This is a genomic window from Ureibacillus sp. 179-F W5.1 NHS, assembly GCF_045369345.1.
In the GTDB taxonomy this organism is placed as follows: Bacteria; Bacillota; Bacilli; order Bacillales_A; family Planococcaceae; genus Ureibacillus; species Ureibacillus halotolerans.
Map to the genome: position 1 here is coordinate 1 of NZ_JBIQFG010000054.1, position 15,397 is coordinate 15,397.

At 35.3% G+C, this 15,397-nt stretch carries 12 protein-coding genes, 1 rRNA gene and 2 riboswitches; of the genes, 4 read left to right on the top strand and 9 right to left on the bottom strand.

The window, feature by feature from the left end; translation table 11 throughout:
- The 9 genes from ACH0B5_RS16260 to ACH0B5_RS16300 all read right to left on the bottom strand — a co-directional run.
- Positions 1-58 (bottom strand): 16S ribosomal RNA (locus ACH0B5_RS16260); the annotation flags it as partial.
- Positions 59-551: 493 nt separating this feature from the next.
- Complete coding sequence (locus ACH0B5_RS16265; protein WP_406928134.1) at positions 552-1,877, bottom strand: NCS2 family permease; 1,326 nt, start codon at positions 1,875-1,877, stop codon at positions 552-554.
- Positions 1,878-2,052: 175 nt separating this feature from the next.
- Positions 2,053-2,154, bottom strand: a riboswitch (purine riboswitch).
- 169 nt (positions 2,155-2,323) lie between these two features.
- Positions 2,324-3,874 carry a glutamine-hydrolyzing GMP synthase gene (gene guaA / locus ACH0B5_RS16270; RefSeq protein ID WP_277749717.1) on the bottom strand — a complete coding sequence of 517 codons (1,551 nt, stop codon included), beginning with the start codon at positions 3,872-3,874 and terminating at the stop codon, positions 2,324-2,326.
- Between the two features lie 121 nt (positions 3,875-3,995).
- Positions 3,996-4,097, bottom strand: a riboswitch (purine riboswitch).
- Between the two features lie 31 nt (positions 4,098-4,128).
- Complete coding sequence (locus ACH0B5_RS16275; RefSeq protein WP_406928135.1) at positions 4,129-6,339, bottom strand: transglutaminase domain-containing protein; 2,211 nt, start codon at positions 6,337-6,339, stop codon at positions 4,129-4,131.
- Positions 6,336-7,529, bottom strand: coding sequence for a DUF58 domain-containing protein (locus ACH0B5_RS16280; protein WP_406928136.1), 1,194 nt, complete (start codon positions 7,527-7,529; stop codon positions 6,336-6,338). The genes ACH0B5_RS16275 and ACH0B5_RS16280 overlap by 4 nt, the downstream gene beginning before the upstream one ends.
- Complete coding sequence (locus ACH0B5_RS16285) at positions 7,526-8,470, bottom strand: AAA family ATPase (RefSeq protein ID WP_122972249.1); 945 nt, start codon at positions 8,468-8,470, stop codon at positions 7,526-7,528. Before ACH0B5_RS16285 ends, ACH0B5_RS16280 begins: the two co-directional genes overlap by 4 nt.
- Positions 8,471-8,668: 198 nt before the next feature.
- On the bottom strand, positions 8,669-9,010 hold the full coding sequence (locus ACH0B5_RS16290) for a hypothetical protein (RefSeq protein WP_122972248.1): 342 nt from the start codon (positions 9,008-9,010) through the stop codon (positions 8,669-8,671).
- Positions 9,011-9,142: 132 nt separating this feature from the next.
- Entirely contained in the window at positions 9,143-9,970 is an 828-nt protein-coding gene (gene nadE / locus ACH0B5_RS16295; RefSeq protein ID WP_406928137.1) for an ammonia-dependent NAD(+) synthetase, read from the bottom strand.
- A 14-nt stretch (positions 9,971-9,984) separates the two neighbouring features.
- A complete protein-coding gene (locus ACH0B5_RS16300) occupies positions 9,985-11,454 on the bottom strand; it encodes a nicotinate phosphoribosyltransferase (protein WP_122972246.1) in 1,470 nt (489 codons plus the stop codon).
- A gap of 545 nt (positions 11,455-11,999) precedes the next feature.
- On the opposite strand from ACH0B5_RS16300, the gene ACH0B5_RS16305 reads away from it, so the two are divergent.
- The 4 genes from ACH0B5_RS16305 (at position 12,000) to ACH0B5_RS16320 (ending at position 15,154) form a co-directional block, all read left to right on the top strand.
- Entirely contained in the window at positions 12,000-12,734 is a 735-nt protein-coding gene (locus tag ACH0B5_RS16305; protein ID WP_406928138.1) for an ABC transporter ATP-binding protein, read from the top strand.
- Positions 12,731-13,492: an ABC transporter permease gene (locus ACH0B5_RS16310; RefSeq protein WP_341362767.1), complete on the top strand. Its 762-nt coding sequence runs from the start codon at positions 12,731-12,733 to the stop codon at positions 13,490-13,492. Before ACH0B5_RS16305 ends, ACH0B5_RS16310 begins: the two co-directional genes overlap by 4 nt.
- A 90-nt stretch (positions 13,493-13,582) precedes the next feature.
- Positions 13,583-14,560, top strand: coding sequence for a proline dehydrogenase family protein (locus tag ACH0B5_RS16315; protein WP_122972243.1), 978 nt, complete (start codon positions 13,583-13,585; stop codon positions 14,558-14,560).
- A gap of 162 nt (positions 14,561-14,722) precedes the next feature.
- Positions 14,723-15,154 (top strand): hypothetical protein, encoded by a 432-nt coding sequence (locus ACH0B5_RS16320; protein WP_122972242.1) that lies wholly within the window; start codon positions 14,723-14,725, stop codon positions 15,152-15,154.
- The last annotated feature ends 243 nt before the right edge of the window (positions 15,155-15,397 follow it).

The following is a 15,397-nucleotide window of genomic DNA, read 5'->3' on the forward strand; positions in this document are numbered from 1 at the left end:
GCATGTATTAGGCACGCCGCCAGCGTTCGTCCTGAGCCAGGATCAAACTCTCCATAAAAGAAAATTTGATAAAGCTCAAATTATGCTGGCATCATAATGATGTCCAAAATTTCGTTTCAACTGTTAAGTCGAAACTGTATTTCATTAACGTTTTGTTGTTCAGTTTTCAAGGTTCATCTCGTTGCTCATTAACAGCAACTTTTATATCTTATCAAACTAACAATTACATGTCAACAACTTTTCTAACGTTGCTTTCGTTTGAGAAGATTTTATCTACTATAACAAATTATTGTTGTAGTGTCAATTATTTTTTGATGTTGTTTTGTATTGTTTCAACAGAACGTTTATTACTATATCACCTCAACCTTCCGTATGCAAGGTCAAATATAAAAGTAAAACAATTCAATATAATTAGAAACTAATGTAATTAAAACACACAATTATTATATTATAGAAGAAACTCTATCTTTCCCTCTGTTTTGATCAAGCAATCCAGTCTTTTTTCTTATAATAAAAAAGGTTGGAAGCATTACGCATTCCAACCTAAGTTTTTATAAAGTTATAAGATATGCTAAGAAAATCAAAGCAAATATATACATAATAAGACTAACTTCTTTAGCTCTACCTTTTACAACCATTGTTAATGGATAAAAAATGAAACCTACGGCGATACCAGTTGCAATGGAACCAGTCAAAGGCATCATAATCATTGTAAGGAAAGCTGGAACTGCTAATTCAAAACGATTCCAATCAATTTGTCCTAATGAGGAAACCATTAATATACCAACAATAATAAGCGCTGGAGCAGTAACGGCACTCGTTACGACCGATAATACTGGTGAGAAGAATAATGCTAGTAAGAATAAGATCCCCGTTACAATCGAAGCAAAACCAGTTCGAGCACCGGCAGCTACTCCTGAAGATGATTCAACATATGATGTTACTGTTGAAGTACCGAAGATAGAACCAGCTATTGTTGCGATAGAATCGGAAATTAACGCTTTGCCCGCACGTGGTAAACGGTTGTCTTTTACAAAGCCTGCTTGGTTTGCTACCGCCATAAGAGTACCAGCGTTATCAAAGAAGTCTACAAATAAGAAAGTCAAAATAACAGAAAGCATTGATAATGTATAAAATTCCGGATCAGAAAATGCACTAAACAATGATCCAAATGTTGGTGAAATACTAGGTGGAGCAGATAATACTTTCTCTGGTAAGTCCACAAGTCCAAATATCATTCCAACAACAGCCGTTATAACCATACCATAGAATACGCCACCTTTAAGTCCAAGAACCATTAAGATGACAGTAATGACTATACCAAATATCGCTAGTAAAACTGTTGAGTCATGTAAATTTCCAAGTCCTACTAACGTATTTGGATTACTTACGATAATCCCAGCATTTTTGAAACCAATAAAAGCAACAAACAACCCAATTCCAGCACCTACAGCTAATTTCAATTGCATTGGAATGGCATTAATTAATTTTTCACGTAAACCTGTTAACGTTAATATTAAGAAGAATACCCCTGAAATAAATACTGCCGCTAAAGCATGTTGCCACGGACTACCGTTTGTTAATATTACCGTATAGGCAAAAAACGCGTTAAGCCCAAGTCCAGGTGCTAATGCTAAAGGATATTTTGCTAAAATCCCCATTACGAAACACCCAATTGCAGCTGATACTGCAGTAGCAACAAATACTGCCCCATAATCCATACGAAGAGCATCAGGAAGATCTTTTACGTCATTTAACGTTAAAGTCAAAGGATTTACTACTAATATATAAGCCATTGCAAGGAAAGTAGTAAAACCTCCTAATATTTCACGACCATATGAAGTACCTAGTTCATCAAATTGAAAATACTTTTTCATTTTTTCCTCCGAATTACTCGTCTGTAATGTCATTCGAATTATATAACTTCATACATGTGTTTAAATTATGCGTAAAAGAAATCAATCTAATCCTTTTTTCGCAAAATAAAAGACACGCACCTATTTAGAGTTGCATGTCTACGATTCGCAAGAATAACTATATAAAAATAGCATTCTTCCATTTATCTTAAATCGTAGTCAAGCTATTTAAGGTAGCTTGGTAGAAACTCACGAGCCATATCCTCGACATTATACGACGAAATATTTAATTTACTCCTGTAATATATCATCTCATTTTATGAATTTCAACCATTTTTACGAACATTTTTATATATTTTTAGATTAAAGTTCGTAATTCGTACAGAAAATAAATGATTTATTAGAATTCCTTATCTATTATCTTAAAATAAAAAGAGAGCCTGAATGATTAGGCTCTCTTTTTTTGATCATTCCCACTCAATCGTTGCTGGTGGCTTAGATGTAATATCATACAGCACGCGGTTTACGTGTTTTACTTCATTAACGATGCGGACTGAGATTTTTTCTAGTACGTCCCATGGGATACGTGCCCAGTCAGATGTCATTCCGTCGATGGAAGTTACCGCACGGATACCTACTGCGTAATCATAAGTACGTGCATCGCCCATAACTCCTACCGAACGAATGTCTGGTAGAACAGCGAAGTATTGCCAAATATCTCGGTCAAGACCTGCTTTTTTAATTTCCTCACGAAGAATATAGTCCGCTTCACGAACAATTTCCAACTTCTCTTCCGTTACTTCTCCAAGTACACGGATTCCGAGACCTGGACCAGGGAATGGTTGACGCCATACGATTTCCTCAGGTAAACCTAGCTCTAAACCTAAAGCACGTACTTCGTCTTTAAATAATGTATTTAATGGTTCGATTAATTCGAATTTCATATCTTCAGGGAGACCACCAACATTATGGTGAGATTTAATTGTTTGAGCAGTCGTTGTACCTGACTCAATAATATCTGTATAAAGGGTACCTTGAGCTAAGAAATCCATATCCTTTAACTTCGAAGACTCTTCATCAAATACGTAAATGAATTCATTACCGATAATCTTACGTTTTTGCTCCGGATCAGATACACCTTTTAATTTGTTCATGAATCGTTCACGGGCATCGATTTTGATAACTTTCATATCGAAATCTTCCGTGAAAGTTTTCATTACTTGCTCTACTTCACCTTTACGGTTTAAATTATGGTCAACAAACATACATGTTAATTGATCACCGATTGCTTTATGAATTAATACCGCGACAACTGAAGAGTCAACTCCACCTGATAATGCACAAAGAACTTGCTTGTCCCCTACTTTTTCACGAATTTTTTTCATTTCTAATTCGATAAAGTTGGCCATAGACCAGTCGCCCTTCGCATGACAAATATCGAAAACGAATTGGCGTAAAATATCGTTACCATATACAGAATGACGTACTTCTGGATGGAATTGTACTGCATAGAATCCGCGCTCAACATTTTGCATCGCTGAAATTGGACATGATGCACTTGTTGCAATAACTTCAAAACCTGCAGGTACTTCTGTAACTAAATCACCATGGCTCATCCAAACAACTTGTTCTTTTGGAAGGTCACCAAATAATTTATTATCAGCCGTTATTTTAATTTCCGCTTTCCCATATTCACGGTGGTCAGCACCTTCTACTTTTCCACCTAAAGCGTAAGACATTAATTGCATTCCGTAGCAAATACCTAAAATCGGTAATCCTAAATCGAAAATAGCTTCATCAACTTTAAAAGCTTTTTCATCATAAACGGAATTTGGTCCGCCAGAGAAAATAATACCTGTTGCGTTCATTTCTTTAATTTCTTCGGCAGTAATTGTATGGGGATGTAATTCTGAGAAAACACCGAACTCACGAATTCGGCGAGTGATTAATTGGTTAAATTGGCTTCCAAAATCAAGTACAACAATTTTTTCCTGTTCTTTTAACAACGGAGTAGTCACGCTTCTTTACACCTCTTCTAAATATTTGTAGGCTCCTCGTTTCCTTTGTAAAAAAAACGCGTTCAAAAAGAATCCTTTCTGACGCGTTCATTGTTTGATACAAAAGGCGGGTATATATAGACATAGTTATACCCGCCCTCATAGATAAGTTATTTAAGGTAACTTAGTAGAAACATCCGAACCATATTATCGGACCTATATGAAGGCAGCCTATCATTATTTTTTCTAAATTCTACCCTTTGTATCATTGAAAATCAACTAGTAGTGCGATTGATTAAATATTCCCAACTTTCTCTCATTTTATCGAAGTCAATGTTCGTAGAATTTTTCGCATAAATAAATTGTTCGTAAGCTTTCGTTATGTTCGTCATATGATATGTCTCATAATACATATCCACATCTTTTGCATACGCTTCTAACGTTTGACCTTCTTTTCTTTTGAATCCTTTCATTTCTAAAAGTTTTAACAAATTTAAATAAAATGATTCAAAGGTCGACTCATCAATCTTTTTCTGCCGTTGCAATTTCACATATACTTTCGGCCACCATTTACCTCGCCATTTATACAAAAGTACTGCCCCAACAATAAGAAGTACAATTAAGGCGATTACAAATAATTTTATTTGTTCAAACATCTCTTTAACGTTTGTAAACCACGTATTTCCTTGAGATGCGGATTGTTGTTGTTCTTCCCTTTCTTCTTCAATTACCTCAGTTGGCTCAGTTTCTTCTTCCGCTACTAATTCGTCTTGTTGTTCGACATCCGTTTCGATATCAAAGTCGATGGAACGTGTACTGTTAAATCCGATAGTCGGTTCAAAATTTACCCACCCTACATTTGGAATGTAAGCTTCTACCCATGAATGGGCATGATTATTCGTAATTTCGTAAGTACTCATTGAACCATTATTATCCACTACATCTCCCCCAGCAAATCCTTTTACCCACCTTGCCGGAATTCCAACCGATCGTAGTAGCACAACCATCGCCGTTGAAAAATTATCACAATACCCCACTTTTGTCTCAAACAAAAATTGATCAACGTAATCTTGCTCTTCCGATGGGACTGCTACATCTTCCGTGTCATATCGAAAGCCACTTTGTCTAAAATACAACTCAATGGCCCTCGCTTGATCATAAGGGGGTTCCCTTCCTTCGACTATTTCTGCAGCCAACTCTCTCACTCTATCAGGAAGAGTTTCAGGTAATTGCAAATATCGTTCTGTAATGGAAGCATCGATTTGTTCTGTAGGATTTTGTAGTTCGCTATATAAATATACCGGTTTACTATATTGAACGGTAAATTCATTTAATTGGACTACACCCCGATTTACTAACACTTGCATTTTTTCTGTATTTCTTTCCATCATTAATTCAACTGTCTGATTATCAAAATTAGGCACATCAATATCGACCGATTTCATCCCATACGGCTGGATAATGAAATTATATGGATATAACACTTGAACGGTTGCCATATTTGTATTTTCTTCAGGCCCTACAGGAAGAGAATGTCGGATTGTCTCATCAGGTGCAAAATTCAATAATTCTCCATCAAAATAATTAGACTGTTCCCATCCTTTAGATGTGTAAATATCCTTTGTTTCGACTCGCCAATATTGCTTCGTCTCTGACTCCACCAAAAACACGACTGTATCATCGGCAACAAAGGATCCACCTAACCGACTATCATTTTCACCATACCCAACCTTCGAGATACCATTACCCTCACCCTCGATTCCTTCACCTTGTCCGGTAGCAGATTGAATAAAAGGAACCGGATCTGGCCATTGAGGAGGTGACTTCGGCAATAGAACTGCGATGATACTAATAACACCTATCAACACGACTACAGGTGCCATTAGTTTTGTATATTTGATTAAATTTATTTTACTATTGGATTGGATTACTAGTCGTTTCAAGAATAATAGGGACGTAATTAACAATCCAAGTAACATCACTTTTACAATTGCAAAGGAACCATCATATTGGGTGAACGTATCCAACGTCGCAATGAAAAATACCGTCAATATTAGAAAATAAAAAATCGACATCCGCACCGTAATCCAATGATGGATTAAATAAACTAACATCCAAATTAAAATGAAAAATAAAAATGTTCGAAACGGATTCGTAATACCTAGCCAATCTCCTTGTAAAAGGGCTGCAAAATTAACTTGTAGATCATCGATGATAAAATACATACCTTCTGTAGAAAAAAAGAATACACCACCGTAAATAAAGGTAATGAACCAAGTTATATAAGCAATTTTCACAACCCACGATATAATAAAATGAATTCGAAATAAACTAAGCAGAAGAGAAATAGCTACAAATAATAGGATTAACCCGATAAAACCCGTTTTCGTTAACTCCATAATCGGGATAAGCCATTCTCTTAAAATAAAAAATATAACAATATAATAAAGAGCTAATTCTACTAATTTAAAAGAGTTCTTTTTCACGGCTTCATCACCTCCGTGAATACATTTTCAAATCGATCTTTTGAAATATATATAATTTTGGCATTCGTCAATTTCATACGTGATTCCGTAAACCGACCACTTTCATCCGTTACAACAAAGCAAATTATATTGCAGGCAAATTTTGAACTATTCATAACAAAGCTTTTTAACTGCTCTGTAAACTCTCCGGTAATTAGCATTAAAGTAGCCGAATTTAGTAACCCTATCTCATTGGCTAGAACCGCTTCGATGGATTGTTTTGGGTTCGACTCAACTTCCGCTAGATGCTGCATGACATCTTCCAGCTGATTTTGCGATTTTAAGTTCGGGAAATACCGACGTCTTTTACCTGTTGATAAAAAGGAAATTTCACCATGATGAAGGACAACACTTTGTAAAATCGAGGCAGCTAAATCGACCGCGTATTCAAAGTTCCTAACAGATGATTGGTCAATCGTAAGAAATAGGTCTTGCGTTTGACGATCCTCAAATTCCTTCGTTCGTAACGTTTCATTTTTAGCAAAGGATTTCCAATGTATCCAAGAATACTTATCCCCCGATTGATAATCACGAATCCCCGTCACAAGGGAAGTATCCTTTACCATTGAGAAAGGCGAAACGACACCACCATGTTCAAATTGCATTTGTAGTGGTTTATATTTCACTTCGACTACCCGAGGCAAAACGATAATCGTTGTGCTTTCTTCAATTACCTTACGTCGAATAGACCATCCAAAAAAATCAGCAATCGTAAGATGGAGACCTTTAAAATGAATTTTCCCCCGCTCCAACTCATTCAGTTCATATGTCCACTCAAACTTTCGTTTCCAACCGACAAAATAGATGCGACTAAAATTCTCATGCAACGTCACCTTTTGGCTATCGATTCCTAATTCTTTCACCGTCAAAAAGACTAAAGGAAACCACGTTTTATTTCGAAAGCTGACTGTGACCACGGCAGAATCTCCTCGACGTAATTTGGAAGGTTTTATTTCACGACGTACCTCTTCAATACGGATAGGAATAAAGGTTAAAAGAATCGAATAAAGAATAAATGGTGTAATCGAATAAAAGACAAACCAGCTGACAAATCCACCTTGAAACATCGCGTAACTAAAGGACGCAACAGCCAGTAATAGGATCATAATAAAACGACCACCGCCATTTAAAAACCTTTTCAGTCTTTTCATCGTTCCGCATACCTCTGAATAGGAATAACAGATTTTTCAACGATTCGATGAATAATTCCCTCAGTCGTCACACCTTCATATCTCGCTTCAGGTTTTAAAATAATGCGATGACCAAATACATAAGGTGCTAAATATTGAACATCATCCGGTTTCACATAGTCCCGACCTTGTATTTTCGCATAGGCTTGCGACGCTTTCATTAGGGCAACAGAAGCTCGAGGACTAACTCCTAAATAAATTTCACTAACATTTCTTGTCGCTCTTGCTAATTGCACAATATAGCTTTTTACCGAATCTTCCACAAAAACATTCCTTACTTCTTCTTGTAATGCAAGAAGTTCTTCTAATGTAATAACCGGATTAAGATGGGCAATCGGTTCTGAGTTGACTGTACGTCGGAGCACTTCCACTTCTTCTTGAGCTGTAGGGTAACCCATTTGAATTTTCATTAGAAATCTGTCTAGTTGGGCTTCCGGCAAAGGATATGTCCCTTCATATTCAATAGGATTTTGAGTAGCCATAACAAAGAATGGTCTTTTTATTTGCAACGTCTCTCCGTCAATTGTAACGGAAGCTTCTTCCATACTTTCAAGGAGCGCAGATTGTGTTTTAGGGGATGTTCGGTTAATTTCATCTGCCAAAATAATATTTCCCATAATAGGTCCTGGACGGAATTCAAATTGAAGAGATTTCGGATTGTATATGGAAACTCCAATTACATCAGAAGGTAATAAATCAGGAGTAAATTGAATACGTTTAAAATCCGCACTTACAGATTTGGCTAGCGCTTTAACCATCATCGTTTTCCCTACACCCGGTACATCTTCTAGTAATACGTGCCCTCCTGAGAGTAGTGCAACGATACTTAATTCAGCTACTTCACGTTTACCAATCATTACTTTTTCTATATTTTCAATGATCGCTTCTACTTGCCCATGCATACGCTAAGCCTCCTATTTCAATAGTCAGAATTTACACATAATATATTTAAGCATAAACGATAAGTTATAAGGAATACAACTTAACAGTATTGAATATACCTATTTTTTTACAAAAATATACAAAAGATTCATTTCCCCCTATCTTTTACTTAAAATAAAAAAAGGTTTCCCAAAATGATATTTGAGAAACCCGCTATTTTAAATCGAAGTTCGGTATGTTTGAATACGAGATACTTTATTATAAGAGGAATTAATCGTGGCTGAACGTTTTAACAGACTATTCTGTACAGAGGCAATAGAATCCGTATCAAAATACATCCCTTTTACTAATAGTTTTGTTGAAGTTTTCTTCAACACCCTCTTTTGAACATCTTTTGCTTGATCCTTCTGTTTTTTCCTTCTTTGAGGTTCACGCTGATGGTCATAAGGATGGTAGCCACCATCTTCCATTAAACGATAAAACTGTTCACCAGATTGCAAATACTGTCTTGAATTTCGAAAAATAGCACTCGGAGTCGGTTGAACCCTAGAAGTTCTCATTATCCCACACCTCACATACTCTTTCGAACTTGAAAGAGTTTTTAATTTACATCGAAAAACAAATAGCAAAAACGCAAGAATGCTTAATTTAAACATTCTCGCGTATCTTTTCTCCAATTAATAAACTACAAGTTACTTCCAGAAATCATCAAAAATCGTAATCGGTAAATGACGTTTATGTTGAGATCGGATGTAGTGACCTTCAATAATCTTTTTAGATTCCTCTGGTACTTCTTTTCCTTCTAAGTAATCATCAATCACTTCATAGGTTACACCTAAAGCCGTCTCATCCGGTAAAGCCGGTCTATCTTCTTCTAAGTCCGCTGTAGGCGTTTTTAAATATAAATGTTCCGGGCAACCTAAATAGGCTAAAATTTGTTTTCCTTGACGTTTGTTCAAACGGAAAATAGGCGTTAAGTCGACCCCACCGTCACCGTATTTCGTATAAAAACCTGTTACCGCTTCAGCGGCGTGATCAGTACCTACTACAACTGCGTTATTCATAGCTGCAATAGAATATTGTACTTTCATTCGTTCACGGGCCTTTTCATTTCCTTTAGCAAAATCACTCAAAACAACTCCAGCTTCTTCTAATGAGCTGACACTTGCATCAACCGCTTTTTTAATATTTATCGTGAATACTTTAGTCGGTTGAATAAACTCAATAGCATCTTGACAATCATCTTCATCCGCTTGAACACCATACGGAAGACGTACAGCGAATGTGGAATATTTTTGCTCTCCCGCTTCTTCATTCAACTCATCTACCGCTATTTGAATAAGCTTTCCTGTCAACGTCGAATCTTGCCCACCACTTACTGCAATGACAAAGCCCTTCAAAAAAGAATGTTTTTTTGCATATTCCTTTAGAAAGTCAACTGATTTTCGCACCTCGTCATGGGGATTAATCTCTGGTAACACTTTTAATTCTTCAATAATCCGTTTTTGCAACTCTCCCACAAATACCACTCCTTTTAGCGAATTTCACTATCATGAATCATGTTACGAACTTCTTGAATGTTTCTCATCTTGTTGTCCCAACACTTTTGACTTAAATCAACTGGATATTCTTCCGGATTTAACGATCGTTTATATTCATCCCATATTAACTCTAAATTTTCGAAGGCATATTGCTGCATTTCTTTTACTGAGGGACTTTCGTAAACAAATTCCCCTTCATCAATTACTTTGACATGGAGATCCTTCGCTTCAAAATTTGTTACAAACTTCGAAATAAACGTATGCACCGGATGGAACATTTTAATTCGTTCTTCTTCATGGGGATTTTCATCCGCCATCGTAATATAATCGCCTTCCGCTTTCCCATTTACACGATTAATAATACGGTATACCTTTTTTAAACCAGGGGTAGATACTTTTTCCGCATTAGCCGTAATTTTAATCGTATCTTCCATAACCCCTTCTTCATTTTCAATGGAGACTAATTTATAAACAGCACCTAAGGCAGGTTGGTCATAGGCAGTTATTAATTTCGTACCAATACCCCATGAATCCACTTTAGCCCCTTGAGCTTTTAAATTCAAAATCGTATATTCGTCTAAATCGTTTGAGACAATAATTTTTGCATCAGTAAAACCAGCTTCATCCAACATTCGTCTAGCCTCTTTTGATAAGAAGGCTATGTCTCCGCTATCGAGTCGAATACCGATAAAATTAATTTTATCTCCCAATTCTTTAGCAACTCGAATCGCATTCGGAACTCCTGATTTTAAAGTGTTATACGTATCTACTAAAAACACGCAATCTTTATGTCGTTTCGCATAAGAATGAAATGCATCATACTCACTTTTATACGCTTGTACCATGGCATGGGCATGGGTGCCTGAAATAGGGATATTAAATAGTTTCCCTGCACGGACATTGGAAGTAGAATCAAACCCACCTATAATAGCAGCCCTTGCCCCCCAAATCGCCGCATCCATTTCTTGCGCTCTACGTGAACCAAATTCCGCCGCGGATTCATCTTTTATGATTTGTTTAATGCGACTCGCCTTTGTCGCAATTAACGTTTGATAATTGACAATATTTAATAGTGCAGTTTCGATTAATTGGGCTTCCACAAGGGGCGCCTCAATTCGGATAATCGGCTCATTGGCAAAAACTAATTCGCCTTCTTTCATCGAATAAACAGAACCAGTAAAACGAATATTTTTTAAGTACTCGATAAAATCCTCTTTATATCCTAATTCCTCAGATAAATATGCGATGTCAGATTCCGAAAAACGGAAATTTCTTAAATACTCTAAGATTCGTTCCAATCCTGCAAATACAGCATAACCATTTCCGAAAGGTAGTTTTCTAAAATACAATTCAAAAACCGACTTACGATTATGAATGCCATCTGCCCAATAGCTTTCCGCCATATTTATTTGGTAAAGATCCGTGTGTAAAGTTAAGCTGTCATCAGCATAATTCGATTTCATATGATGCCCCTTCTTCCAGTTTCATAATTAGTCATAGTATACACTATTTAACAAAAAACGAGTTATTGATTCATCCGATTTTTTACCAAAAATTTATTACTTAATGTTATTTTTTCTGACACATAAAACTTATACCATTAAATAAAATCATCAGTGTTAAAGAAAATCAATAAGCTATGTTAACGTCACCAATACTATTTTAATAGATATACAGCCACAATACGTGTTTCTATGTTATATTTTCTTACACGGAATACTAAAAATATATTGATTTTTTCATTCTAACCAATTATCATGTTATATATAGTAACACAATGAATTGAAAATTCCTTTTATAAGATCAGAAAAAATATCAAATTCATTTTCTTTTCTCCATTTTCGTAGATTGCTAGCCTTGTTCCCCTTAACAAGCTAGTTATCAATATATTTGAGCTAACTCGTGCCCCCAAATCTTACGAGTTAGCTTTTTTTGTATTCGGATGACTATTTGTTAACTTAACATTTACCGGTATAATAAGTTTAGATTTGACTGTTAGGAGAAAAAAATGAATTCATTAAACGAAATTGCCATCTCATTTCAAAATGTTTTTTACGAGATTGATGATTTATCCATTTTAAACAACATTACTGGCGAATTTTATAAAGGAAAAATTACCACCCTAGTTGGACCATCTGGTGCTGGAAAATCTACACTTCTAAAAATGTGCAACGGACTTATCTCTCCTACAACTGGAGATATTTTTATTGGAGATCAACCTATTCATTCCTATGAACCGACACACCTTCGAAAAAGTGTAGGTATTGCCCTACAAAGCGCCCCTATTATAAGAGGTACTGTTTTTCACAATCTTTCATTACCTTTTACATTGCAAAATAAAAAATTGCCTGAAAAAGATGCTATTTCATTTTTAGAAGATGTCGGATTAGACCATACTTTTTTACATCGACAAGCCGAAGATTTATCCGGTGGTCAAAAAAAAAAAATTTCCATTGCCCGGTCATTATTAAATCGTCCGAAAATCCTTTTATTAGATGAGATTACATCCGCTCTCGATCCAACGTCTGTTAACGAAATTGAACAATTAATTCTGAAAATTAATCAAAAATATGGTGTTACTATGATTTGGATTACCCATAATATTGAACAGGCAAAACGAATAGGACACTATACTTGGAGTATGATGGAAGGTCAATTGTTAGAAACGGGAGAAAGTACGATTTTAAGTACGTCAACAAATGAACGGATTCAACAATTCGTAAACGGGGTACAAGATTTATGACCTATACGACGTTATCATTAACATTAATATTCGTACTCATTCCGCTACTCCTATCCAAAACTTTAAAGTTAGATCTTGAAAAGGATACAATTATCGCAACAGTTCGTTCGATTGTTCAATTACTTGCAGTTGGTTACGTTTTAAAATTTGTTTTTGATTCAGAACATATTATTTATATTTTATTAATGATTACACTGATGATTGGAACTGCGACGTTAAATGCTAGAAAAAAAGGAAAAGCTATTAAGGGCATTACATGGAAGATCGCCTTAACTCTTATCGTTATCGAGGCTGTAACTCAAGGGATATTGTTAGGATTTCACATCGTTCCCGCTACGGCCCAATATATTATTCCAATAAGTGGGATGTTAATTGGGAACTCGATGGTTTTATCCATACTATTTTTAAATCGATTTACTGCGGAAATTGAAGCTAGTCGTGATGAGGTGGAACTTATTTTATCTCTAGGAGGTACACCTAAACAAGCCATTCACAATCAATTGACCAACGCCATTAGAGCAAGTATGATTCCGACAATCGAAAGTCAAAAAACCATCGGACTTGTGCAATTACCTGGTATGATGAGCGGACAAATTATTGGGGGAGCGGATCCTGTACAAGCAGTTCAATTTCAACTTTTAATTATTTTCGCTTTATTAACGACAGCCGCGATATCCAGTATTTTAATCGGCTTTTTAAGTTACCCTACTCTATTTAATGAGCGAATGCAGATTATTAAAAACTCAATATCAAAATAATAATTCACAATTTTTTCATTATTCCCAATTCAATAATATTAATTTTATGTATGTTATAATTATTCAAAAATTAGAAATGAGGTTACAATTATGCCAATTTTACGTGACTTTTTCATTAATTTATCTGAAAATCAATTTTTAAATAACGCTGCTCAAAAATACGGATTAAAATTAGGAGCACAAAGTGTTGTAGCAGGTACAAACATTCCTGAAGTAATCAAAAGCATGAAGGAATTAAATGCACAAGGAATCTCTTGTACTGTCGACAACCTTGGTGAATTCGTATATGAAAGATCTGAAGCAACTAAAGCAAAAGAGCAAATTTTAGCAGTTATCGAAGCAATTCATGAAAATGGCGTAGATGCTCATATTTCCTTAAAACCATCTCAACTTGGTTTAGATATCGATTACGATTTTTGTTACGATAACTTAATGGAGATCGTTGGAAAAGCTGCTGAGTATAATATGCACGTAAACTTTGATATGGAAAACTATGCACGACTTCAACCTTCATTTGATTTGTTAGATAAAATATCTGAAACTTACGATAATGTTGGTACTGTAATCCAAGCCTATTTCTTTAATGCACAAGAAAACATTGAAAAATATAAAAACTACCGCTTACGAATTGTAAAAGGTGCTTATAAAGAACCAGCAGATGTCGCTTACCAAGAAAAACACGATATCGATTTAAACTTTATCGAGTTAATTGAATATCATTTACTAAATGGTAAATTCACATCGATTGCAACACATGACCATAATGTCATTAACCATGTAAAACAATTTGTAAAAGATCACAACATTTCGAAGGATAAATTTGAATTCCAAATGCTTTACGGCTTCCGAAAAGAAATGCAATTAGAGCTTGTAAAAGAAGGATATAATTTCTGTACTTATGTACCTTTCGGAAGCGACTGGTATGGATATTTCATGCGCCGTTTAGCTGAACGTCCGCAAAACTTAAATCTTGTAACAAAACAAGTATTTACGAAAAAAACAAATACAGTGTTAGGCGTCGCTGCAGCTGCATTTGTATTAGGCCGTTTAACGAAAAAATCAAAATAACTTCAAAAAAGACAAACCTAATGACGGGTTTGTCTTTCTTTTTTCTTCCACCTCCTAATATATACCTCATAATCTAATAAAATACAAAATATTCAAATAATAAAGAAACGAAATTACATTTGAATCGTATAATTAAATAATCATTTACAGGGAGGTATTAAAATGTTAAAGAAGTTTAGTTTTCTTACCCTTTCTTTACTAATCTTCATTTTTATAATTGGATGTTCAGAAGAACAGGAGACAAACAAAGGAGAGTTTACGGCAGATAAAAGTGATTTTGAAGATAATTTATTTACTAATCGGCAAAACCAAACGATCGGATCATTAATAGAAAACGAAATCATTATTTTAGGAAGTTACAGTAAACAGGCGAGAGAAAAAACAAGTTTAGATGATATTATTTCAAAAACTTCTAAAAGTACTGGAGAGGACGTTGAATTAACCTTTAAAAATGCTGAAATAAAGACAAAAGGGGACAAATATAATATTACAGCCGATAACGGGCTATCGTTAGTCTTTAAAAAAGTTGGAGATAGAATTATTGAAGATGAAGAAGGTCAGGAGTATTATACAGCCCAATATCCAAAGAATTAAGTTAACTAAAGAGGCAACTACCTTTAGAATATAACGGAGCTAAGCGGACCCTCCAATTTTCTTTATATTTAGCTTCAGGCGCCGTTTTCTCCCTTCAACTTTCTTCCCCCACTTACGATATATGGTTAAATGTCACTGGAAGAAAACTAGCGCCCTTCGCTCTTTTTGAACTGAACCCTATAAAGTAGACAGTTTAATTAAAAGGGAGTTCGCCACCTATTTTAAGCGGCGATTAGATGGCTT

Coding starts and splice junctions, on each gene's coding strand:
- ACH0B5_RS16265 (WP_406928134.1), bottom strand. CDS start 1,877: ATGAAAAAGTATTTTCAATTTGATGAACTAGGTACTTCATATGGTCGT.
- ACH0B5_RS16280 (WP_406928136.1), bottom strand. CDS start 7,529: ATGAAAAGACTGAAAAGGTTTTTAAATGGCGGTGGTCGTTTTATTATG.
- ACH0B5_RS16285 (WP_122972249.1), bottom strand. CDS start 8,470: ATGCATGGGCAAGTAGAAGCGATCATTGAAAATATAGAAAAAGTAATG.
- ACH0B5_RS16290 (WP_122972248.1), bottom strand. CDS start 9,010: ATGAGAACTTCTAGGGTTCAACCGACTCCGAGTGCTATTTTTCGAAAT.
- ACH0B5_RS16300 (WP_122972246.1), bottom strand. CDS start 11,454: ATGAAATCGAATTATGCTGATGACAGCTTAACTTTACACACGGATCTT.
- ACH0B5_RS16305 (WP_406928138.1), top strand. CDS start 12,000: ATGAATTCATTAAACGAAATTGCCATCTCATTTCAAAATGTTTTTTAC.
- ACH0B5_RS16310 (WP_341362767.1), top strand. CDS start 12,731: ATGACCTATACGACGTTATCATTAACATTAATATTCGTACTCATTCCG.
- ACH0B5_RS16315 (WP_122972243.1), top strand. CDS start 13,583: ATGCCAATTTTACGTGACTTTTTCATTAATTTATCTGAAAATCAATTT.
- ACH0B5_RS16320 (WP_122972242.1), top strand. CDS start 14,723: ATGTTAAAGAAGTTTAGTTTTCTTACCCTTTCTTTACTAATCTTCATT.